21 protein-coding genes are annotated in these 19,959 nt (G+C 64.8%); 7 read left to right on the top strand and 14 right to left on the bottom strand.

Features of this window, described 5'->3' with window-relative positions; genetic code table 11:
- Positions 1–433 precede the first annotated feature (433 nt).
- Positions 434–1,801 carry a glutamine synthetase family protein gene (locus PCLY_RS05790; RefSeq protein WP_061238334.1) on the top strand — a complete coding sequence of 456 codons (1,368 nt, stop codon included), beginning with the start codon at positions 434–436 and terminating at the stop codon, positions 1,799–1,801.
- Between the two features lie 125 nt (positions 1,802–1,926).
- A complete protein-coding gene (locus tag PCLY_RS05795; protein ID WP_061238335.1) occupies positions 1,927–3,240 on the top strand; it encodes an NAD(P)/FAD-dependent oxidoreductase in 1,314 nt (437 codons plus the stop codon).
- Between the two features lie 33 nt (positions 3,241–3,273).
- Here the strand turns inward: PCLY_RS05795 and PCLY_RS05800 are convergent, their stop codons facing one another.
- Together PCLY_RS05800 and PCLY_RS05805 are read right to left on the bottom strand one after the other, a co-directional pair.
- Positions 3,274–5,226 (bottom strand): metallophosphoesterase family protein, encoded by a 1,953-nt coding sequence (locus PCLY_RS05800; protein ID WP_061238336.1) that lies wholly within the window; start codon positions 5,224–5,226, stop codon positions 3,274–3,276.
- Positions 5,227–5,287: 61 nt separating this feature from the next.
- Positions 5,288–5,971: a Crp/Fnr family transcriptional regulator gene (locus tag PCLY_RS05805; RefSeq protein ID WP_061238337.1), complete on the bottom strand. Its 684-nt coding sequence runs from the start codon at positions 5,969–5,971 to the stop codon at positions 5,288–5,290.
- A gap of 123 nt (positions 5,972–6,094) precedes the next feature.
- Here PCLY_RS05805 and PCLY_RS05810 point away from each other — a divergent pair, with 123 nt between their 5' ends.
- Positions 6,095–6,619 carry an Mpo1 family 2-hydroxy fatty acid dioxygenase gene (locus PCLY_RS05810; RefSeq protein WP_061238338.1) on the top strand — a complete coding sequence of 175 codons (525 nt, stop codon included), beginning with the start codon at positions 6,095–6,097 and terminating at the stop codon, positions 6,617–6,619.
- Between the two features lie 202 nt (positions 6,620–6,821).
- On the opposite strand, the gene PCLY_RS05815 is transcribed toward PCLY_RS05810, so the two are convergent.
- Positions 6,822–7,568 (bottom strand): hypothetical protein, encoded by a 747-nt coding sequence (locus PCLY_RS05815; RefSeq protein ID WP_061238339.1) that lies wholly within the window; start codon positions 7,566–7,568, stop codon positions 6,822–6,824.
- Between the two features lie 130 nt (positions 7,569–7,698).
- Entirely contained in the window at positions 7,699–8,487 is a 789-nt protein-coding gene (locus PCLY_RS05820) for an MmyB family transcriptional regulator (protein ID WP_061238373.1), read from the bottom strand.
- 122 nt (positions 8,488–8,609) lie between these two features.
- On the opposite strand from PCLY_RS05820, the gene PCLY_RS05825 reads away from it, so the two are divergent.
- Complete coding sequence (locus tag PCLY_RS05825) at positions 8,610–9,011, top strand: hypothetical protein (RefSeq protein ID WP_061238340.1); 402 nt, start codon at positions 8,610–8,612, stop codon at positions 9,009–9,011.
- Between the two features lie 10 nt (positions 9,012–9,021).
- On the opposite strand, the gene PCLY_RS05830 is transcribed toward PCLY_RS05825, so the two are convergent.
- Positions 9,022–9,759 (bottom strand): sulfite exporter TauE/SafE family protein, encoded by a 738-nt coding sequence (locus PCLY_RS05830; RefSeq protein WP_061238341.1) that lies wholly within the window; start codon positions 9,757–9,759, stop codon positions 9,022–9,024.
- A complete protein-coding gene (locus PCLY_RS05835; protein WP_061238342.1) occupies positions 9,756–10,115 on the bottom strand; it encodes an antibiotic biosynthesis monooxygenase family protein in 360 nt (119 codons plus the stop codon). Before PCLY_RS05835 ends, PCLY_RS05830 begins: the two co-directional genes overlap by 4 nt.
- 81 nt (positions 10,116–10,196) lie before the next feature.
- On the opposite strand from PCLY_RS05835, the gene PCLY_RS05840 reads away from it, so the two are divergent.
- Positions 10,197–10,889, top strand: a complete 693-nt coding sequence (locus tag PCLY_RS05840) for an ArsR/SmtB family transcription factor (protein ID WP_061238343.1) — start codon at positions 10,197–10,199, stop codon at positions 10,887–10,889.
- Between the two features lie 5 nt (positions 10,890–10,894).
- On the opposite strand, the gene PCLY_RS05845 is transcribed toward PCLY_RS05840, so the two are convergent.
- The 5 genes from PCLY_RS05845 to oscA form a co-directional block, all read right to left on the bottom strand.
- Positions 10,895–11,887, bottom strand: coding sequence for a sulfate/molybdate ABC transporter ATP-binding protein (locus PCLY_RS05845; protein ID WP_061238344.1), 993 nt, complete (start codon positions 11,885–11,887; stop codon positions 10,895–10,897).
- A gap of 55 nt (positions 11,888–11,942) precedes the next feature.
- Entirely contained in the window at positions 11,943–12,809 is an 867-nt protein-coding gene (cysW, locus tag PCLY_RS05850; RefSeq protein ID WP_061238345.1) for a sulfate ABC transporter permease subunit CysW, read from the bottom strand.
- Between the two features lie 10 nt (positions 12,810–12,819).
- Positions 12,820–13,632 (bottom strand): sulfate ABC transporter permease subunit CysT, encoded by an 813-nt coding sequence (gene cysT, locus PCLY_RS05855; RefSeq protein ID WP_061238346.1) that lies wholly within the window; start codon positions 13,630–13,632, stop codon positions 12,820–12,822.
- Positions 13,633–13,744: 112 nt separating this feature from the next.
- On the bottom strand, positions 13,745–14,746 hold the full coding sequence (locus PCLY_RS05860; protein ID WP_061238347.1) for a sulfate ABC transporter substrate-binding protein: 1,002 nt from the start codon (positions 14,744–14,746) through the stop codon (positions 13,745–13,747).
- Positions 14,747–14,846: 100 nt separating this feature from the next.
- On the bottom strand, positions 14,847–15,029 hold the full coding sequence (gene oscA, locus PCLY_RS05865; protein WP_061238348.1) for a sulfur starvation response protein OscA: 183 nt from the start codon (positions 15,027–15,029) through the stop codon (positions 14,847–14,849).
- Positions 15,030–15,273: 244 nt separating this feature from the next.
- Between oscA and PCLY_RS05870 the strand changes: the two genes are divergently transcribed.
- On the top strand, positions 15,274–15,855 hold the full coding sequence (locus tag PCLY_RS05870) for an RBBP9/YdeN family alpha/beta hydrolase (protein WP_061238349.1): 582 nt from the start codon (positions 15,274–15,276) through the stop codon (positions 15,853–15,855).
- Positions 15,856–15,952: 97 nt separating this feature from the next.
- Here the strand turns inward: PCLY_RS05870 and modC are convergent, their stop codons facing one another.
- The 3 genes from modC to modA form a co-directional block, all read right to left on the bottom strand.
- Positions 15,953–17,077 carry a molybdenum ABC transporter ATP-binding protein gene (modC, locus tag PCLY_RS05875; protein WP_061238350.1) on the bottom strand — a complete coding sequence of 375 codons (1,125 nt, stop codon included), beginning with the start codon at positions 17,075–17,077 and terminating at the stop codon, positions 15,953–15,955.
- A complete protein-coding gene (modB, locus tag PCLY_RS05880) occupies positions 17,077–17,757 on the bottom strand; it encodes a molybdate ABC transporter permease subunit (protein ID WP_061238351.1) in 681 nt (226 codons plus the stop codon). Before modB ends, modC begins: the two co-directional genes overlap by 1 nt.
- 62 nt (positions 17,758–17,819) lie before the next feature.
- On the bottom strand, positions 17,820–18,575 hold the full coding sequence (gene modA, locus PCLY_RS05885; protein ID WP_061238352.1) for a molybdate ABC transporter substrate-binding protein: 756 nt from the start codon (positions 18,573–18,575) through the stop codon (positions 17,820–17,822).
- Between the two features lie 706 nt (positions 18,576–19,281).
- Between modA and PCLY_RS05890 the strand changes: the two genes are divergently transcribed.
- Entirely contained in the window at positions 19,282–19,953 is a 672-nt protein-coding gene (locus PCLY_RS05890) for a GntR family transcriptional regulator (protein WP_061238353.1), read from the top strand.
- Positions 19,954–19,959: the final 6 nt, after the last annotated feature.

Here is a 19,959-nt window from a genome sequence, read left to right on the forward strand (position 1 = left end):
GCGTGGGTGGCGCGGTTTGAGCGGCGGTACGCCACGGCCTCCTGCCGCTCGGCGTGGTTTGAATCGGCACGATTGTTTAGCTAGCGCATAACCAAGCGTATGAAAAACCCGATTTAACGCACGTCAAACCCTGTGCGACGCTGCCAAGCCATGATCTCCCTGGCCTGCCAAGTCCATGTTCCGCTCTACCGCGCCCCGGCGCGCAGGCGTCCGTTGCAGCGGCTCAACCCGCTGCTGACCATCATTCTCGCCTTCTGGGCCTTGTGGCACTGCCGCCACGCGCGCCCGCCGGACGTCGTCCCCGCCCGCTGAATACCGATGGCTGTGCCATGCCCGCAGCCGCTGCTATCACTTCGTCTGCCTGTGCAACCCGTTCGAGAAGCGAACGGGCCGTGCGGACACCGAGCGCCCCGTTGGCGCAAGCGAGCGCAATATGACGAGTTTCGCCCCCGTGCAGGAAGCTCAGAACTTCCTGAGCGATAACCCCGATATCGAACTGATCGAGCTGTTCATCCTCGACGCCAATGGCGTACCACGCGGCAAGCTGTTGCACCGCGAAGAGCTGCTGGCGCTGTACCAGAGTGGCCGGCCGCTGCCGAGCACCATGCTTGGCCTGTCCATCCAGGGTGAGGATGTCGAGGACACCGGCCTGGTGTGGGAGGTGGGCGATATCGACTGCCGCGCCTACCCGTTGCCCGGCAGCCTGGTACGCCTGCCCTGGCGGCAGATTCCGACCGCCGCCGTGCAGGTGTCCATGCATCCCAGCGAAGGTCTGCCGGCCACCCCGGCCGATCCACGGCAGTTGCTGGTGCGGGTGATCGAGCAGCTTGAAGCCGACGGCTACCACCCGGTAATGGCCTGCGAGCTGGAGTTCTACCTGCTCGACCAGAAGCGCGATGCTGAGGGTCGCCCGCAGCCGGCGCTGGACGCCGACGGTGGCCGCCCACGGCAGACCCAGGTCTATGGCCTGCGCGAGCTGGAGCAGATCGAGCCGTTCCTGCGCGATCTCTATGCCGCCTGCAAGGCGCAGGGCATTCCCGCGCGCACGGCGATTTCCGAATACGCCCCCGGCCAGGTGGAAATCACCCTGGAGCACGGCCCGGCGCTGGCGGCGATGGATCAGGCGGTGCGCTACAAGCGCCTGGTCAAGGGCGTGGCCCATGCCCATGGCATGCAGGCCTGCTTCATGGCCAAGCCGTTCGATCACCTGGCCGGTACCGGTATGCATATGCACGTCAGCCTGGCCGATGCGCAGGGCAACAACCTGTTCGCCAGCGAAGATCCTGCAGGCACGCCGCTGCTGCGCCAAGCAGTGGGCGGCATGCTCGCCAGCCTGCTCGACTCGCTGCTGCTGTTCTGCCCCAACGCCAATTCCTACCGGCGCTTCCAGGCCAACAGCTACGCGCCGCTGGCGCCGACCTGGGGTGTGGATAACCGCACCGTCAGCCTGCGCGTACCCGGCGGCCCGGCCAATACCCGCCACGTCGAACACCGCATCTGCGGCGCCGACGCCAACCCCTATCTCGCCGCGGCGGCGATTCTCGCCGGGATTCACCGGGGCATTCGCGAAGAGCTCGACCCCGGTGCGCCAATCGAAGGCAACGGCTACGCCCAGGCCACGGAATATCTGCCGACCCAGTGGTCGGCGGCGATCCAGGCGCTGGAAGACTCCGACTGGGCGCGCGAAGCCTTGGGTGGCGACTTCCTCAAGGTCTTTCTTGCGGTCAAGCGCGCCGAGTATCGCCAGTTCATGGGCGAGGTCGGCGAGCAGGATTGGCGTTGGTACCTGAGCAACGCCTGATGGCCCTGATTTGCAGAAGTCGCGGCTGAAGCCCCTCCCACAGGGCACCCATACCTCCCGTTCGTGGGAGGGGCTTTAGCCGCGACAATAGATTTATCGGTGCAAACGCACCCCAAGGACATGCAATGAATACGATCAAGCAACCCGTCAAACCCGCCGTCGAGCGCGCGCCGTCCTACTACGCGGCCTCGCTCAACTTCGAGAGCGATTACCCGACGCTGCAGGGCAGCGTGACCGTCGATGTGACCATCATCGGCGGCGGCTTCACCGGCATCGCCACGGCGGTGGAGCTGGCCGAGCGCGGCCTCAAGGTGGCCGTGGTGGAAACCCACAAGATCGGCTGGGGCGCCAGTGGGCGCAACGGCGGCCAGGTCACCGGCAGCCTGTCCGGCGACGAGGCCATGCGCAAGCAGATGCGCAATACCCTGGGCGAGGAGGTGGACGATTTCATCTGGCACCTGCGCTGGCGCGGCCACGAGATCATCAAGAATCGCGTGGCCAGGTACGGCATCGCCTGCGACCTCAAGCACGGCCATCTGCACACGGCGATGAAAGCCAGTCATATGGACGAGCTCAAGGCGACCTACGATGAAGCGCTGCGCCGTGGCATGGCGGCCGATGTCTCCCTGCTCGATGCCGCCGGTGTGCGTGCGCAACTGGGCAGCGAGCTGTACTGCGGCGCACTGAAGAACACCCGCAACATGCACCTGCATCCGCTCAACCTGTGCCTCGGCGAAGCCAGGGCAGCCGAGAGCCTGGGCGCGCTGATCTTCGAGCATTCCGAGGTGCTGGATATCGTCCACGGCCCGCGTCCGGCGGTGGTCACCACAGGCGGGCGGATCGAGGCCAAGCAGGTGCTGCTGGCCGGTGACGTCTACCACAAGCTGGAGCGGCGCAAGCTCAAGGGCATGATCTTCCCGGCCATGGGCGGCATCGTCACCACCGCGCCGCTGGGCGAGTTGGCGCAAGAGATCAACCCGCAGGACCTGGCGGTCTACGACTGCCGCTTCGTGCTCGACTACTACCGTCTCACCGGCGATGGCCGCCTGCTGTTCGGCGGCGGCGCCAACTACTCCGGCCGCGATTCACGCGACATCGCCGGCGAGCTGCGTCCGTGCATCGAGAGGACCTTCCCGCAGCTCAAGGGCGTGCAGATCGACTTCCAGTGGAGCTGCGCCATGGGCATCGTGATGAACCGCATCCCGCAACTGGGCAAGCTCTCGTCCAACGTCTGGTACTGCCAGGGCTACTCCGGCCATGGCGTGGCCACCACCCATATCATGGGCGAGATCATGGCCAAGGCGATTACCGGCGACCTGGAGCAGTTCGACACCTTCGCCGCTTGCAAGCACATCAAGGTGCCGCTGGGCGATCAGCTCGGCAACCCGATGCTGGCGGCGGGCATGTGGTACTACCAGATGCTGGAGAAGCTGCGCTGACCGCTGGCCCCCGGGATCGGACCGTGGCGCTGCTCATTCGCTGAGCAGCGCTGCCTCTGTTGCGCCCGCTTCACGCTCGGCCACGAACGCGGCTGGCGGCGAGCCGTCGGCATTGAGCTGAAGAATGCGTGTGGGGCGGCCCTGCTCGTCGAAAAACACCTGGCCGAGGCCCGCGCTGTTCCACAGTCGTTCGCCTGAGCGGCTGCGATCGGGGATCAGCGGGGTGACGCGCATGCGCCGACGTTTGGTCAGCCAGTTGAGTGGCGACCACGGCGCGTAGAGCCAGCGATTGAGGCGGTCGAACCAGTCCAGCAGCTGGGCCGGGAATTCGTTCTTGATGCCGCTGCTGGTGATCTGCCAGATGGTCGGGCTGGCGCGACGGTGGCGGATGCTCACGCGATAGACGAAGGAGTAGTGCACGTCACCGGAGAGGATGACGAAGTCGCCTGGTGTGCGCGAGTGACGGAAGATGTTCATCATCACGCTGGCTGCGCCGCGGTGGGCCATCCAGTTCTCGGCATCGACCATCAGCGGGTGCCCGGCGAGGGTGAAGAGTTTCTGGATGCCCTCAATCAGCTTCACGCCGAACATCGGCGCAGGCGAGACGATGATGCAGCTGGGATGGTCGAGCAGCGCCTGCTGAAAATCGCACAACGCCTCCCAGTCCATCAGCCCCGAGGGCTTCGACTGATGCCCTTCGCTGCGCCAGCGGCGTGTGCGGGTGTCCAGCACCAGCAGCGCGGGGGTGGTCGGCAGTACGTAGTGCCACTGTTCGAAGGCCAGCAACTGATCGATCAGCGCGTCATGTGCCGTGGCCTGCAGATGGTCGTCCTGGCGCTGCTCAAGCAGTTCGCGAAAGACCTGCAGCGGCTCCTCGAATACGTCCGGGTTGTTGCCCCAGCCCTGGCACAGCAGGTAGGCGAGCAGGGCGTTGCCGATGATGCGCTTGGAAAACGGGTGGCCGTAGGCCGTCTGCTCCCAGCGTGCGGAGAGGTTCCAGTCGTCGGTGACGTCGTGGTCGTCGAAGATCATCAGCGTCGGCAGGTGAGCGAACACCCGCGCGGCCTGGCCCAGATTCTGGCGAAAGGCATCGATACGTTCGCGCTCGCTGGCGTAGCGCTGCTGCTGTTCGTCATCCAGCGCTGGCTGCTTTTCGCTGATCAGCGTCCAGGGCAGCGGCGACCAGACCAGCAGGTACATGGCGATCATCTCGGCGAAGGTCACCAGGTGGTTGTCGGCGCTGCTGCTGGTGAATACCGGCTTCTCGACACCGCCGAAGAACTTGTCGCGCAGGGTCTGGTTGCTCTTCACCGCCGGCAGCAGTTCGGCGCGCTGGTAGTAGCCGACCGGGTTGGCGTACAGCGACTGGCTGTTCTCGACTACCGCACCTTCGAGGAACTCGTCGAACAGGCCGAGGCGGGCGATCAACTGGTGGATGGCGCAGAGCATCGGCCCGGCGACGTCGTCCACGTAGACCTGATCGCCGCTCATCAGCAGCAGGGCCGGGCGCTGCGTGGCGTCGTGTGGTTCGGCGAGCAGACGGTCGGCGCACAGCAGGCCATCGTCGGCGGCGTGGTGCGGCTTGCGGCAGGAGCCGTGGAGCAGCTGATCGACGCGTGAGCGCAGGACGAAATCGGCATGCTCGGCGCCGTCATGCAGCAAGTGCGGTGCCCAGTCGCGCATGCCTTTCGCGCCCGCGTCGTCGACGATCTGCAGGTCGTAAGCGATGCGCGCGTCCTGCGGCAGCGCTTGCGAGAGGGGCAGGTCGATCAGGTGCAGCACGGCATGCTGGCCGAGCGGCAGCTGCTGGCAATGCTCGTCACCCAGGCTGTGGCGTTGTTGCGCCTGGCCCTCGGGTTGCAGCCACAGTTGCAGGGTCAGCTCGCGACTGGCTACCAGCCACAGCACCAGGCGGCCGGGTTCCAGGCGCCGCAGCAGCGGGCCGGCGAGCACATCGGGCAGCGGGGCATGGGTGTTGTCAGGCATCGTTGCGGCGCTTCCTGCAGGAAAATTGACAGGGGTTGGACAGTGGCAGGGCGCCAGCGGTTCAGGAGGCCAGCTGGCGCAGGCGTTCGATATCGAGAATCTCGATTTCGCCGTAGGTCAGCTGCACCACGCCCTGTGCCTGCAGCTCCTTGAGGATCTGGTTGGTGGTCTGGCGCGACAGCGAGAGCATCAGCGCCAGTTGTTCCTGGGCCAGGTGCAGCACTCGCCGTGGTTCGCTCTCGCCGTAGTTCTCGGCGATCAGCAGCAGGCGCCGGGCCAGGCGTGGCGCGGCCGGCAGCAGGCTCATGTCCTCCAGGGTAAGGAAGGTCAGGCGCAGTTTGTGGCTCATCAGCAGGGCGAAATCGCGCCAGTACTGCGGCTCGCGTTCGAGCAGGGCGAGCAGCTCATGCTGGGGTAGCAGCAGCAGGGTGCTGGCGCTCTCGGCGAAGGCATCGTGGGTGCGCGGCAGGCCATCGAACAGGGAAATTTCGCCGAACCAGTAGGGCGGCTCGACCAGCGTCAGCAGCGCCTCCTTGCCGCTCTCGCTGACCGCGCCGACGCGCACCGCGCCTTCGACTACCGCATACAGCCCGCTGGGTTTGTCGCCACGGCGAAACAGCCGCTGGCCGGCGTCCAGGCGTTGCACCTGGGCTATCGCCAGCAGGCTCTGGCCAAGCGGTTGGGGCAGTGCGGCGAACCAGTGGCCCTGGTTCAGATGGCTGAAATAGTCACGGGGATCGAGCATTGCGGCTCCTGTGAGGTTACGCGGCGCCGAGGCCATCGTTGCCATTGTCGGCTAGCCGACAGTGCGAAGAGCCACGGCAAGGTGATGATGCTCGGGCCCGTTTCACACGTGAGGACGATAACCATGAAAACCCTCGTCGATCACCTGGCGCAGTATGCCGCCTACCACCGCGACCGGCGCAACATCGCCAGCCATTTCATCGGCATCCCGATGATCGTGCTGGCCGTCGCCGTGCTGCTGTCGCGCCCGGGGTTCCAGTTCGCCGGCCTGTGGCTGGCGCCGGCGACCTTGGTGGCGCTGGCGTCGGCATGGTTCTACCTGCGCCTGGATACCCGCTTCGGCCTGCTCATGAGCGCTCTGCTGGCGCTGTCCCTGTGGGTCGCGGCCAAGCTGGCGCTGGCGAGTACCGGCCTGTGGCTGACGGCAGGGCTTGGCCTGTTCGTGGTCGGCTGGATCATCCAGTTTGTCGGTCATTACTACGAAGGGCGCAAGCCGGCGTTCGTCGACGACATCACGGGGCTGATCATCGGCCCGCTGTTCGTAGTCGCTGAGCTGGTCTTCCTGCTTGGCCTGCGCAAGGAGGTCGAGCATGCCGTGGTGGAAATCGCCGGCCCGACCTGCATCCGCGAGAAGAAGGCGCTGGCCTGAGCACGTACCGCTTCTGCTGTTCGTCGCGGCTAAAACCCTTCCCACAATCCCGAGAGACCGTGGGAGGGGCTTTAGCCGCGAGCTTTTCTGGGTTCTGTATGAAAAGCAGAAGCCAGCTTGCTGGCGACCCCGTAGCGTAACGATCTGACGAAACGCATCGCCAGCAAGCCGGCTCCTACGATTGCTTTGCACGGTCGCGGGGCTAGAACATCGTCATCCACTGCGCTGTCATCGCGCGCGCGTGGCGGTCCACGGTGATGGGGGCGAAGGGGCGGCCAGAGACGCTTTGCAGGGTGTTGCTCTGGCTGTTCATGTCGGCCAGTGCGGCGCGCAGATAGCTCCAGCGCGTGTGCAGCTTGCTCACCTGCGGGTCGGATTGATCCTTGAGCGCCTGCAGTTCGCTATCGATGGCCGGCAGCAGCAGGCGTTCGTCCTGGCCGAGATAGGTGCCGGGCTGCTCGCGGGCGATCTCGAAGGTGCCCAGATAGGAGCGGCTGAGGTACTGCACGCAGAGGTACTCGACCTTGGCTGCCAGCTCACTCTGGTCTTCGGCGCCCGGTAAGGCGCGGGCTGCGCTGAGAAAATCGCGCAGGGCACGGCTGAGATCCTCGGGGAAGCGCCAGGGCACGTTCTCGTCACCGGGGCCATAGGAAACACCGTTGCGCAGTTGGGTAACGAGGGCCAGATGGGCGCTGGTGAGCGCGGCGTTGCCCTGCGGCAGGCTCTGCATGGCGCCGGCCAGCGCGGCCAGGTCGGCGTCCAGGCGCTGCTGATGAGTCTTCTGGAAACCTTCGCCACGTAACAGCATCAGGCTGCTGGTGGCGCGGCTGGCGTGTATCTGAATCTGTTCCTGTGGGCTGACGGCCTCGGCGAAGGCCATTGGCGAGAGCCCGACGAAGAGTCCGAGCGACCAGACAAAAGCATGGCGCAACAGTGCTTTACAGCGCATCCGGGGTGCTCCTTGTTATTGTTTTGAGCAGGTATGCATTGGCAGCGTCAACGACGCAGCGCCAAGACTACTGCGCCACGCGTAGCGGAGCATGACCCGAAAGAGTGATTTCGTCGGAAATCGCTACCGTTCAGGGGCTTTTCGTCAGATTGCGCAGGTAGTCGGTGCTGAAGGCGTCAGCGGGGAAGAAGGTTTCCAGCGCCAGTTCGGCCAGGGTCACGTCGTTCGGCGTGCCGAATACCGTGGTGGTGCTGATCAGACTCAGCACGCCGGCCTCGGTACGCAGCTGCACCGGCATCAGTACCGCCTCGGCCAGCGGGTCGCCTTGATCCTCGGGGGCGGGGTAGGTCAGCAGTTCTTCGTGCAGGGCGAAGAGCTGCGGGTCGCCACTGACCTCGGCATCTCGATGCAGGCGTAGCAACAGATGCGCGCGCCATTGCGCCAGGTTGACGATGCGTGGCGCCAGCCCCTGCGGGTGCAGGGACAGGCGTAGCACGTTGAGCGGCGGGCCGAGCAGAAAATCCGCCACGCCATCGAGAAAGGGAGCGACCGAGGCGTTGGCCGCCAGCAGGTTCCACTGCCGATCGATGGCCAGGGCCGGGTAAGGCTCATGGGCCTGGAGCAACTGCTCGATGGCCTGGCGGGCCGGAGCCAGCGCCGGGTCGGCCAGGTCATGCTGGCTATACAGGGGGGCGAAACCTGCGGCGCTGAGCAGGCGATTACGCTCGCGCAGAGGGATCTCCAGCTGTTCGGCGAGGTGTAGCAGCATCTCGCGGCTGGGTTGAGCGCGTCCTGTCTCGACGAAGCTCAGGTGGCGCGTGGAAATATCGGCCTCGCAGGCGAGGTCGAGCTGGCTCAAACGGCGTCGCTGGCGCCATTGGCGCAACAGCGTGCCGGCGGTCTGGGCGTTCGTATTCATGGCCAGCACGATAGTCCAGCCAGGTCATGTCAGCCATTACCTGGGAGGTAATCGACGCCCCGAGCGTTTCAGCGAAACCTGTAGGCCAGGTACCACCCCGGTGCCCTTACGGAGGATTCGCCATGAACGCACTACAACCCACCCCGATGCTGCGCAACGCCCTCTTGCTCGATGGCCTGCTCAGCGGTGTCACCGGCCTGCTGCTGGTCCTGGCTGCCGGCTGGCTGGGCGCCTTCCTCGAACTGCCGCGCCTGCTGTTGCTGGTCGCCGGCAGCGCCCTGTTGCCATTCGCCGCGCTGCTGGTGTGGTTGTCCAACCGTGCCGAGATCAGCCGTCAGGTCATCTGGGCGGTGATCGCGGTCAATCTCATCTGGGTGCTCGACAGCCTGCTGTTGCTAGTGATCGGTTGGGTGTCGCCGAACCTGTTCGGCTACTGCTTCGTCATCACCCAGGCGCTGGCGGTAGGACTGCTGGCCGGATTGCAATGGCTGGGCCTCAAGCACTCGTCGGCCGCCGTGATCTGATGGGCCTGGCTCAAAGGCCGCGCAACGCCAGCTCGGCCCCGAGCAGCAACAGGCCGATGAAGAACCAGAGTTTGAAGCGCTCCGGGCTGATGCGTTTGCGCAGCCACTGGCCGGCGGCCATGCCCAGCAAGGCGGGTAGCAGGGCCAGGGCAGAGAAGCCGAGGACCGCCGGTTGCAGCAGTTCACCGCTTTGCCCGAGCGCGGCCGCCAGCGCCAGCGTCGAGACGCTGAACGACAACCCCAGGGCCTGGACCAGATCGTCCTTCTCCAGGCCGATGGCCTGCAGGTAGGGCACGGCGGGAATCACGAACACGCCAGTGACTGCGGTAATCGCGCCGGTGATCGCACCGATCACCGGGCCTAGCCAGGCTTCCCTGGCGCGCTCCACGCGAAAGTGCACCTTGGCCAAGCCGAGCAGCGCGTAGAGCACCAGGGCGGCGCCCAGCCAGCGGCTGGCGCCGGGCAGATCGAGGCTCTGCAGCAGGCCGGCGATCAGCAGCGTGCCGAACAGGATGCCCAGCAGCATCGGCCACAGGCGGCGCAACATCGGCAGTGGGCTGCGGCCGTCGCACAGTTGCCAGATGTTGGTCACCATCGACGGGATGATCAGCAGCGCAGCGGCCTGCAGCGGCGCCATCACCAGGCCGAGCAAACCGACGGCGATGGTCGGCAGGCCGAGGCCGACCACGCCCTTGACCATGCCGGCGAGCAGAAAGGTGGCGAGGATCAGCGATAGATGATCGGTCATCGTGCAGCCCCCTGTTCGTGGATCGCCCGGCTGTCGGCGGGCGCCTCGTCGCGTTCGTGCATGCCGTAGTCGCGCAGTACCTGGGCCACGCGCAGACGATAGTGACTGAAAACCTCCTCGCGTCCTGCCGTCTGTGCGCGTCGGTGTTCATCGCGCTGGCGCCAGGCCTGGACCGAGGCCTCGTCCTGCCAGAACGACAGCGACAGGATCTTCCCTGGCAGGGTAAGGCTCTGGAAGCGCTCGATGGAGATGAAACCTGGCTGTTCGGCGAGCAGCGGGCGCAGCTCTGCGGCGAGGTCGAGATAGTCCTGCTGTTGGTCCGGTTTGGCCTCGACTTCGAAGATCACGGCGAGCATCGGCTTTCTCCCTGGCTCTGGCTGAAGTTGCCTGCCAGTATCCACATTTGTTGCATGCCATGTTTCGTCATGAGGTGAACTATGGAATACGCACCGGGTTTCAGTTCGATTGCTGCCCTGCTCGCCGATGCCGGGCGCGCGAGTATGGTCTGGGCACTGATGGATGGTAGCGCGCGGCCGGCCGGTGAATTGGCCTTGCTGGCGGGGCTGTCTCCGTCGTCGACCAGCGCGCACCTGGCCAAGCTGGTAGAGGGCGGCCTGCTGGCCCAGCAGCGCCATGGGCGCAATCGCTATTACCGCCTGGCCGGGCCGGAAGTCGGGCAACTGGTCGAGGCGCTGGCCAGTGCTGCACTGGCTGCACAGCCCCGGCAAGCTCGCGCTATACCAAGCTCGCGCGGCACGCCGCAGCCCATGCGCGAGGCGCGTACCTGCTATGACCACCTGGCCGGCGAGCTGGCAGTCGGCGTGTTCGCGCGCATGCGTGCCGCCGATTGGCTGAGCGAGGAGGGCGCTGCGCTGACCCTGACCGCGCGCGGCGAGCAGGGCCTGCAGGCATTGGGCATCGATCTGCAGCAGGTCGGCCGTCAACGCCGCCAGCGTCTGTGCGCCTGCCCCGACTGGAGCGAGCGCAAGCCGCATTTGGGCGGAGCGCTGGGCGCGGCGTTGCTGAGTCTGTGCGAAGGCCAGGGTTGGCTGCGGCGCAGCCAGGGTTCGCGTGCGCTGCAGGTTTCCCCACAGGGGCGCAGGGCGATCATGGCGATCGCCCTGGATTAGGCCGCTCAGGCCTGGGCGCTGACCGGCTTGCCGCCCTTGGGTTTGAAGTACAGGGTGGTGCCGCGTGCGAGGTTGTCCAGGCTGACGTGATCCTTGGCTACCTCGGCCTCGATCAGCTCGTCCTGGCCTTCGACCTTGAGGGTGATGCGGGTGATGGCGCCGAGCAGGCGGATGTCACGCACTTCACCGGCCTTGTGCTCCGGCCCTGGTTCGGTAGACAGGTCGACTTCGTGCGGGCGGAACAGCACGTGGTGGTCGTTGCCGACGTAGAGGCGGTTGGCGTCACCCAAGAAGTGGTAGACGAAGTCGCTGGCCGGGTTTTCGTAGACCTCGGCCGGGGTGCCGATCTGCTCGATCACGCCCTTGTTCATCACCACGATGCGGTCGGCCACTTCCATGGCTTCTTCCTGGTCGTGGGTGACGAACACGCTGGTCAGGTGCACTTCCTCGTGCAGGCGCGCCAGCCAGCGGCGCAGCTCCTTGCGCACCTTGGCATCCAGCGCGCCGAAGGGTTCGTCGAGCAGCAGCACTTTCGGTTCCACCGCCAGGGCGCGGGCCAGGGCGATACGCTGGCGCTGGCCGCCGGAGAGTTGCTCCGGGTAGCGGTCGCCGAGCCAGTCGAGCTGCACCAGGTCGAGCAGCTCGTGCACCTTCTGCTTGATCACCTCTTCGCTCGGGCGCTCGCGCTTGGGCTTCATGCGCAGGCCGAAGGCGACGTTGTCGAACACGGTCATGTGGCGGAACAGCGCGTAGTGCTGGAACACGAAGCCGACATTGCGATCACGCACGTCGTGCTCGGAGACGTCCTCGCCGTGGAAGCCGATGCTGCCGCTGTCCGGGGTTTCCAGGCCGGCGATGATGCGCAGCAGGGTGGTCTTGCCGCAGCCGGACGGGCCGAGCAGGGCGACCAGCTCGCCGCTCAGGATGCTCAGGTTGATCTCGTTCAGCGCCTTGAACTGGCCGAACTGCTTGTTGACGCCTGTGACTTCGATACTCATGGCTTATTCCTGGTGGTTCCGTGGGCCGGGCCGCTTTCAGGCGGCGCTACGGCTGTCAGTCTTCTCGATCGGCTTGTAGCTGGCGGCTCAGACGCGCCTCGCTCCATTGGCGAAGCAGCAACACCACCAGGGCCATGACGAGCAACAGGATCGCCACGCTGAAGGCGGCGACGATGTTGTACTCGTTGTAGAGAATCTCGATATGCAGCGGCAGGGTGTTGGTGTACCCGCGGATATGCCCGGAGACCACCGATACTGCGCCGAATTCGCCCATCGCACGGGCGGTGCACAGCACCACGCCGTAAATCAGCGCCCATTTTACGTTAGGCAGCGTGACATGCCAGAACATCTGCCAACCGTTGGCACCGAGCAGGCGCGCGGCCTCTTCCTCGGTGCTGCCCTGCTGCTCCATCAGCGGGATCAGCTCGCGGGCGACGAAGGGGAAGGTGACGAAGATCGTCGCCAGCACGATGCCGGGTACGGCGTAGATGATCTGCAGGTTGTGCGAGTCGAGATAGGGCGCGAGCACGCTCTGCGAGCCGAACAGCAGCACGTAGATCAGGCCGGCGACCACCGGCGACACCGAGAACGGCATGTCGATCAGGGTGACCAGAATGCTCTTGCCGCGAAACTCGAATTTGGTCACTGCCCAGGCCGCAGCGACGCCGAACACCAGGTTCAGCGGCACCGAGATGGCGGTGGCCAGCAGGGTCAGTTGCAGCGCCGAGATAGCATCCGGCTCGCGGATCGCCGCCCAGAAGAATTCCAGGCCACGACTCAGGCCCTGGGTCAGCACCATATACAGCGGTAGCAGCAGGATCATGGCGAACACGGCCCAGGCGATGACGATCAGGACGATGGCGCCGGCGGAACGGCTGGCCGGGCGCGCAGCCGCGCTCCTGCCAAGGGTTGCAAGGCTCATGACAGGCTCCTCAAAGTGGCGGCTGGATGCGCCGCTGCAGCAGGTTGATCAGCAGCAGCAGGATGAACGACACCACCAGCATGATCACGCCGATGGCGGTGGCGCCGGGGTAGTCGTACTGGTCCAGCTTGGAGACGATCAGCAGCGGCAGAATCTCGGTCTTCAGCGGGATGTTGCCGGCGATGAACACCACCGAGCCGTACTCACCGACGCCGCGGGCGAAGGCCAGGGCGAAGCCGGTCAGCCACGCCGGCAACAGGCTGGGCAGCAGCACATGGCGGAACACCTGCAGCGGCTTGGCGCCCAGGCAGGCGGCGGCTTCCTCGACCTCCTTGGGGATGTCGGCCAGCACTGGCTGCAGGGTGCGCACCACGAACGGCAGAGTGACGAACACCAGCGCCAGGGTGATGCCCAGCGGGGTATAGGCGATCTTGAACGGGAACAGCGAACCGATCAGTCCGTTGGGTGCGTACAGCGCAGTCAGCGCAATGCCGGCCACGGCGGTGGGCAGGGCGAAGGGCATGTCGACCATGGCATCGATGATGCGCCGGCCAGGGAAGGTGTAGCGCACCAGCACCCAGGCGATGACGGTGCCAAGGATGCCATTGAGCAGGGCGGCGGCCAGCGCGGTGCCGAACGACAGTTGCAGCGAGAACTGCAGCTGGCGGTTGTTGAGCAGTGCCCACCACTGTTCGCCGCTCAGTTGCAGCGAGAAGAGCAGCATCGCCCCTAGCGGAATCAGCACGATCAAGGCCAGGTAGCTGATGGTGTAGCCCAGGGTCAGCCCGAAGCCGGGTATGACCGGGGAAGTTCGACGAGACATGGAGTGTCCTTCATGTGGCAGCGATCAGGGCCGCACCCAGGGCCGCTGGGTACGTCCCTATGGGCGCGAATCCATGGCGAAACGCGCGAGACAATCGCGAATGAATTCGCTGCTACTGGTTGATCTTGCTGAAGATCTGATCGAACACCGCACCGTCACCGAAATACTTCGGCTGGGCTTCTTTCCAGCCGCCGAAGTCCTTGTCGATGGTCACCAGCTTGAGATCCTGGAACAGATCCTTGAACTCGGCAGCAACGGTGGCGTTGCGTGGGCGGTAGAAGTTCTTCGCGGCGATGCGCTGGCCTTCTTCGCTGTACAGGTGCTGCAGGTAGGCTTCGGCCACTTTGCGAGTACCCTTGCGCTCGACGTTGGCATCGACCACCGCTACTGGCGGCTCGGCGAGGATCGACAGCGACGGAGTGACGATCTCCAGCTGGTCGCCACCTTCTTCGGCCAGCGACAGGTAGGCCTCGTTCTCCCAGGCCAGCAGTACGTCACCCAGGCCACGCTGGACGAAGCTGATGGTCGAGCCGCGAGCGCCGGTATCCAGCACCGGGGCATGGCGGTACAGCTCGGTGACGAACTCCAGCGCCTTGTCTTCGCTGCCGAATTTCTCGCGGGCATAGGCCCAGGCGGCGAGGAAGTTCCAGCGCGCGCCGCCGGAGGTTTTCGGATTCGGGGTGATGACTTCCACGCCGTCCTTGACCAGGTCATCCCAGTCCTTGATGCCTTTCGGGTTGCCCTTGCGTACCAGGAACACGATGGTCGAGGTGTACGGCGTGCTGTTATCCGGCAGGCGCGCCTGCCAGTTCGGGTCGATCAGTTGCTGGTTGAGGTTCAGCGCGTCGATATCGCCGGACAGCGCCAGGGTCACCACGTCGGCACGCAGGCCGTCGATCACCGCACGGGCCTGCTTGCCCGAGCCGCCGTGGGACTGTTGGATGGTCACGGCCGGGTTGCCCTGCGCTTGCCAGAATGTGTTGAAGGCGGCGTTGTACTCGACGTACAGCTCGCGGGTCGGGTCGTAGGATACGTTGAGCAGCGGCTGGGCGATGGCCGGGCCGGCGATCAGGGTGCTGGCCAGCGCGGCCAGGGCGAAACGGCGAATGGACATGGTGCAGCTCCTAAACTGGATAAGTTCTTGTGTTGGCGGAGGCGTTGGGGTTCTAGCCCTCCGGTGGTCCAGTCGGGCTGCATCATGAGTCGGTGATCTGTCAGCTGTGCTTGGTGTTCGGCTGTTGCAGGCGGATCTTTTCCTTGCGCTCGATCTGCACCACCTGGCCGTTGTGCACGGTGATTTCCACCGAGCCGAATTTCAGGCCATGCAGGGCGGTCTGGATCTCGCGGAGGATGACGGCTTCATCCTGACCTTCCAGGTTTCTCAGCGTCGCGGTCATTTCCAGGCTCCTTGTGAATGGGCACCACGGCGGCGCAACGAGTGCCGACGCTGGCGTGGAGCGGATAGTAGGTAGGCACGAATATTCTTAAAAATACTGTTTAAGAACATTTATATTCTTTTTGGAAATATAAGGCGTTGTCTGCTTGAATTGTATTTATGGAATAAGCAAATAAATTCTTATTCTTTTTGTAATGAATTCGCGCTGCCTAGACTGACGCCATTCGATTCAAGGAGGCGCCGTCATGGCCAGCGAAGCAATCCGTTATCTGATCCTGCCGGGTTGGCAGGGCTCACCCGAGGAACACTGGCAAAGCCACTGGCAGCGCAGCCTGCCAAACAGTGCGCGGGTCGAGCAGCAGGACTGGATCAACCCGCAACGGGGCGACTGGATCGCTGCGCTGAATACAGCGGTCGCCGCCGATCCGCGTCCGGCCATGCTCATTGCGCACAGCCTGGGCTGCATCACCGTTGCGCACTGGGCGCGGCAGGCTCCGGTCGAACTGTTGCGCCGTGTGCGTGGTGCGCTGCTGGTCGCGCCGGCCGATGTCGAGCGGCCAGGCTGCCCCGAACCGCTGCGAAATTTCGCGCCGATGCCGCGCGATTTGCTGCCCTTTCCCAGCCTGCTGGTGGGCTCCGATAACGATGCTGCAGCCAGCGCGCTGCGCGCCCTGGAGCTGGCGCGTGACTGGGGCAGTGAGACGGTGATCCTCAGCGGTGCCGGGCATATCAACGTGAAGTCCGGACACCGTTATTGGGAGCAGGGCTTCGCCTATCTGTATCGCCTGCAGAGCCGTATCGAGCAGCGCTCGCGCCGGCGTGCCTGAACGGCTACAACCCGCCAATGTGATGCGGCGTAGTGCTTCGCGACGATTGCATGGATGCAGCAAGCCAAAGCCGAGTACGGCCTATGGGACCGCGTACCTACGGTGCCAGCAGCGACACTGATTTGATCTGAGCCCAGATCGCCTGTCCGGCGTGAATGCCCAGGTGATCGAAGGAGTAGCGGGTGATCCGCGCCAGCAAACGCTGATCGCCGATGCTCAGGGTCAGCAGCATCTGCGCACCCAGCGCGTGCCAGCCCTCGACCCGCACCGGCAACAGGTTGAGCAGGCTGCTGCCCTCGGCGCGTTGCAGGCTCAGGCTGACGTCGCGCGCCTTGATCTTCACCCGCACCCGGTGGCCCTCGGGCAGCGCCGCATGGGGCAGGCGCAGGCAGGCTTCGCTGCCGGGAAGGCGCAGTTGCAGCAAGTCGTAGGCGCCATCGTGGCCGCAGACTGCACCGTCGATCACGGCTTCGGCCTCGTCATCGCTGGCAAACGGCAGGTCGGCGCGCAGCAGGGTTTCCTTCAGTGGGCCACTGGCGCGCACCTGGCCTTCGTCGAGCAGCACCAGATGATCGGCCAGCCGCGCCACTTCGTCCGGTGCATGGCTGACGTAGAGCAGCGGGATATCCAGCTCCTCGTGCAGGCGTTGCAGGTAAGGCAGCACTTCCTGCTTGCGCTTGAGGTCGAGCGAAGCCAGGGGTTCGTCCATCAGCAGCAAACGCGGGCTGGTGACCAGTGCACGGGCGATGCCGACGCGCTGGCGCTCGCCGCCGGACAATGCCGAGGGCATGCGCTCGAGCAGGTGACCGATGCCCAGCAATTCCAGCGCCTGATCCAGCGCCACCTTGCGCTGCGCCGCCGGGATGCGTTTCTGCCCGTATTGCAGATTGCGGCGCACGTTGAGATGCGGGAACAGGTTGGCGTCCTGGAACACGTAGCCGATGGCGCGCTGGTGCGCCGGCAGAAAGAAATCGCGCTCGCTGTCCTGCCAGAGCTCACCGGCCACTTGCAGGTAGCCCTGCTGCGGGCGATCCAGCCCGGCGAAGCAGCGCAGGCAACTGGTCTTGCCCGAGCCGGAATGGCCGAACAGCGCACTGATGCCGCGCCCGGGCAGGTCGAGATCGACGTCCAGCTGAAAGCCCGGATGCTGCACCAGAAAGCGCGCGCGGATACACCCGTCATCCGTCACGGGCAAAGGCGCGGGCTTGCCGAAACCGAACATCACAACGCCCTCATCTTGTGGCTGCGCCCGCTGTACAACGCGAGCAGGACGATGAAGGAGAACGCCACCATGCCGCCAGCCAGCCAGTGCGCCTGGGCGTAGTTCATGGTTTCCACATGGTTGTAGATCTGCACCGACACCACCTGGGTCTTGCCGGGGATGTTGCCGCCAATCATCAGCACCACGCCGAACTCACCAACGGTATGGGCGAAGCTGAGAATGGCGGCGGTGATGAAGCCCGGGCGGGCCAGCGGCAGCACCACGCTGAAGAACGTATCCCAGGGGTTGGCGCGCAAGGTCGCGGCAGCTTCCAGTGGGGCGCGGCCGATGGCCTCGAAGGCGTTCTGCAGCGGCTGCACGACAAAGGGCAGGGAGTAGAAGATCGAGCCGATCACCAGGCCGGTGAAGCTGAAGGTGAAGGTGCCCAGGCCGAGGCTCTGCGTCAGTTGGCCGAAGAAACCGTTGGGCCCCATGCTGACCAGCAGGTAGAAACCGATCACCGTCGGCGGCAGCACCAGCGGCAACGCCACCACGGCGCCGACCGGGCGTTTGAGCCAGGACTCGGTACGTGTCAGCCACAGCGCGATGGGCGTGCCGATGATCAGCAGCAGCACGGTGGTCAGCGAGGCCAGCTCCAGGGTCAGGAAGATGGCATCGAGGTCGTTCTTGGACAGCGGCATGCGAGGTTCCGAAAGGCGAGCCTGGCGCGGAGGCAGTCCGGGCCAGGTTCAGGCAAATGGTTCTATGGCAGTTTATAGCCGAACGACTCGATCACCTTCGCCGCTTCCGGGCTTTTCAGGTACTGCACCAGCGCCGCAGCCGCCGGATTGTTCGCGCCTGGCTTTAGGATCACCGCGTCCTGCTTGATCGGCTGGTACAGGGTGTCCGGCACTATCCAGGCCGAGCCGCTGCTGACCTGGCCCTGCTCGTACACCTGCGACAGCGCGACGAAGCCCAGCTCGGCGTTACCGGTGGCAACGAACTGATACGCCTGGGTGATGTTCTGGCCCTCGACCAGCTTGCCCTTGAGCGCTTCGCTCAGGCCCAGCTTGGCCAGTACCTGGGTCGCCGCCAGGCCATAGGGCGCGGCCTGCGGATTGGCGATGGACAGGTGCTTGAACTGGCCGGCTTTCAGCGCCGCGTCCGTGCCATCGAGATAGCTGGCATCGGCCGACCACAGTACCAGGCTGCCAATGGCGTAGGTGAAGCGCGAGCCAGGGACGACCTTGCCTTCGCTTTCCAGTCTGGCTGGCGTGCTGTCGTCGGCCGCGAGGAACACCTCGAACGGCGCGCCGTTGTTGATCTGCGCATAGAACTGCCCGGTGGCGCCGAAGGAGGCCAGCAGCTTGTGCCCGGTGGCTTTCTCGAACGCAGGGGCGATGGCCTGGATCGGTGCGGTGAAGTTGGCTGCGACCGCGACCTTGACCTCATCGGCGCCGGCGACGCCGGCAAAGAGCAGACCGAGGGCTAGAAGGCTGTGCTGGAGAGGCTTGAGCATGGCAATTCCTTGTCGTGTGCAGGCGTCGCCTCGACGCCTGGCAGCCGGTGTGAATGCGGCAATCCTACATCGTTATATCTTTTTGTATATAGCGATTATGAGTCGGTTTCCCTGCTCGATCTTTGTGCGCAGCCGTAGGCGCTTGCACCGTCAAAGCCTGCGTGCAGTTTTTCCCTTGCCAGCAACTACAAAAAACATGATTTCGCGAATCCCTCGCTCTGAACAGAATGCCTGCAACGAGCCGCCCCGGCGGAATCCGCGAGTAGGGTGGACGACGCTCTTTTCATCCACCGCCTGCTCTGTGATGGTTGATGGGGGAAGCGCCATCCACCCTGCGGATGCGCCCATGTCCCCGCCGCAACCTGTTCACCGACGCTGCCTGTGACGCCGTGATCGCCGGGCGCGAGGACTTCACCACCCTGGTCTGCCGCCCGGCAGTCTCGATCAGCTCGAGCCTTGTGACGCCCTGCTGGCGCGCCTGGTCGGGTGGATGCAGTAGCCCATCCATTCACCGCGCGGGTGTGGCTTTTTACCTCGTTCGTGCCTTGAAACGGGGCGCCTGGTAACGTTTTTGGTGCGATTTCTAGGCGCAGATTCTTCCACCAAACATCCCATTTCCTTTTAAAACAACGGCTTGGCATTTTTGGCATGGTCGATGCTTTTGGATGATTGTGTTTTTGGATCCAAAAATTCAGGAATCCTCTCCATGCCTTTCGCCGTTACCTACAACGCCCAGCCAGCTTTGTCCGCCGAGGACGAAGCCTATCTGCATCTGCTCGATGCCATCTGCCAGGGCCGCTATCGCACCGGCGACCGGCTGATCGCCGAGGACATCGCCAGCGAGCTGGAGATGAGCCGCATGCCGATCCGTGGCGCCTTCAAGCGCCTGGCGGCAGAAGGGCTGGTAACGCTGCGACCCAATCGCGGCGCAATCGTGAGCGGCCTCAACCTCGATCAGATGCGTGAGGTCTTCGAGATGCGCAGCGCCCTCGAGGGGCTGGCGATTCGTGTGGCCACACCCAAGGTCAGCGAGCGCCACCTGGCGCGCCTGGAACGTCTGCTCGACGAGATGGACGACTGCCGCGAAGACAGCTCGGAGTGGGTGGTGCGCCACCGCATCTTCCACGAATACCTGTGCAGCCTCAGCGAGCGTCCACGGCTGATGCGCCAGATCAGCGCCCTCTACGCACTGATCGAGCCGTACATGCGCCTCTGGCTCAAGCACGTCGACAAGCCGCTGAGCGCCCGTGAAGAGCACAAGGTGATCCTCGACGCCTTGCGCACGGGTGACGCCGCGCATGCCGAGCGGATCATCTGCGAGCACATCGAGGGCACCGTCCCCGATCTGCTCGAATTCCTGGAAAAGTCGGGCGCCTGAGACCCG

Source organism: Ectopseudomonas composti, from assembly GCF_001567565.1.
Classification (GTDB): domain Bacteria; phylum Pseudomonadota; class Gammaproteobacteria; order Pseudomonadales; family Pseudomonadaceae; genus Aquipseudomonas; species Aquipseudomonas composti_A.

Coding starts and splice junctions, on each gene's coding strand:
- PCLY_RS05840 (WP_061238343.1), top strand. CDS start 10,197: ATGGAATACGCACCGGGTTTCAGTTCGATTGCTGCCCTGCTCGCCGAT.
- PCLY_RS05815 (WP_061238339.1), bottom strand. CDS start 7,568: ATGCGCTGTAAAGCACTGTTGCGCCATGCTTTTGTCTGGTCGCTCGGA.
- PCLY_RS05810 (WP_061238338.1), top strand. CDS start 6,095: ATGAAAACCCTCGTCGATCACCTGGCGCAGTATGCCGCCTACCACCGC.
- modA (WP_061238352.1), bottom strand. CDS start 18,575: ATGCTCAAGCCTCTCCAGCACAGCCTTCTAGCCCTCGGTCTGCTCTTT.
- PCLY_RS05795 (WP_061238335.1), top strand. CDS start 1,927: ATGAATACGATCAAGCAACCCGTCAAACCCGCCGTCGAGCGCGCGCCG.
- modB (WP_061238351.1), bottom strand. CDS start 17,757: ATGCCGCTGTCCAAGAACGACCTCGATGCCATCTTCCTGACCCTGGAG.
- cysT (WP_061238346.1), bottom strand. CDS start 13,632: ATGTCTCGTCGAACTTCCCCGGTCATACCCGGCTTCGGGCTGACCCTG.
- PCLY_RS05860 (WP_061238347.1), bottom strand. CDS start 14,746: ATGTCCATTCGCCGTTTCGCCCTGGCCGCGCTGGCCAGCACCCTGATC.
- PCLY_RS05830 (WP_061238341.1), bottom strand. CDS start 9,759: ATGACCGATCATCTATCGCTGATCCTCGCCACCTTTCTGCTCGCCGGC.
- PCLY_RS05835 (WP_061238342.1), bottom strand. CDS start 10,115: ATGCTCGCCGTGATCTTCGAAGTCGAGGCCAAACCGGACCAACAGCAG.
- PCLY_RS05845 (WP_061238344.1), bottom strand. CDS start 11,887: ATGAGTATCGAAGTCACAGGCGTCAACAAGCAGTTCGGCCAGTTCAAG.
- PCLY_RS05825 (WP_061238340.1), top strand. CDS start 8,610: ATGAACGCACTACAACCCACCCCGATGCTGCGCAACGCCCTCTTGCTC.
- PCLY_RS05870 (WP_061238349.1), top strand. CDS start 15,274: ATGGCCAGCGAAGCAATCCGTTATCTGATCCTGCCGGGTTGGCAGGGC.
- PCLY_RS05820 (WP_061238373.1), bottom strand. CDS start 8,487: ATGAATACGAACGCCCAGACCGCCGGCACGCTGTTGCGCCAATGGCGC.
- PCLY_RS05800 (WP_061238336.1), bottom strand. CDS start 5,226: ATGCCTGACAACACCCATGCCCCGCTGCCCGATGTGCTCGCCGGCCCG.
- PCLY_RS05890 (WP_061238353.1), top strand. CDS start 19,282: ATGCCTTTCGCCGTTACCTACAACGCCCAGCCAGCTTTGTCCGCCGAG.
- cysW (WP_061238345.1), bottom strand. CDS start 12,809: ATGAGCCTTGCAACCCTTGGCAGGAGCGCGGCTGCGCGCCCGGCCAGC.
- oscA (WP_061238348.1), bottom strand. CDS start 15,029: ATGACCGCGACGCTGAGAAACCTGGAAGGTCAGGATGAAGCCGTCATC.
- modC (WP_061238350.1), bottom strand. CDS start 17,077: ATGTTCGGTTTCGGCAAGCCCGCGCCTTTGCCCGTGACGGATGACGGG.
- PCLY_RS05790 (WP_061238334.1), top strand. CDS start 434: ATGACGAGTTTCGCCCCCGTGCAGGAAGCTCAGAACTTCCTGAGCGAT.
- PCLY_RS05805 (WP_061238337.1), bottom strand. CDS start 5,971: ATGCTCGATCCCCGTGACTATTTCAGCCATCTGAACCAGGGCCACTGG.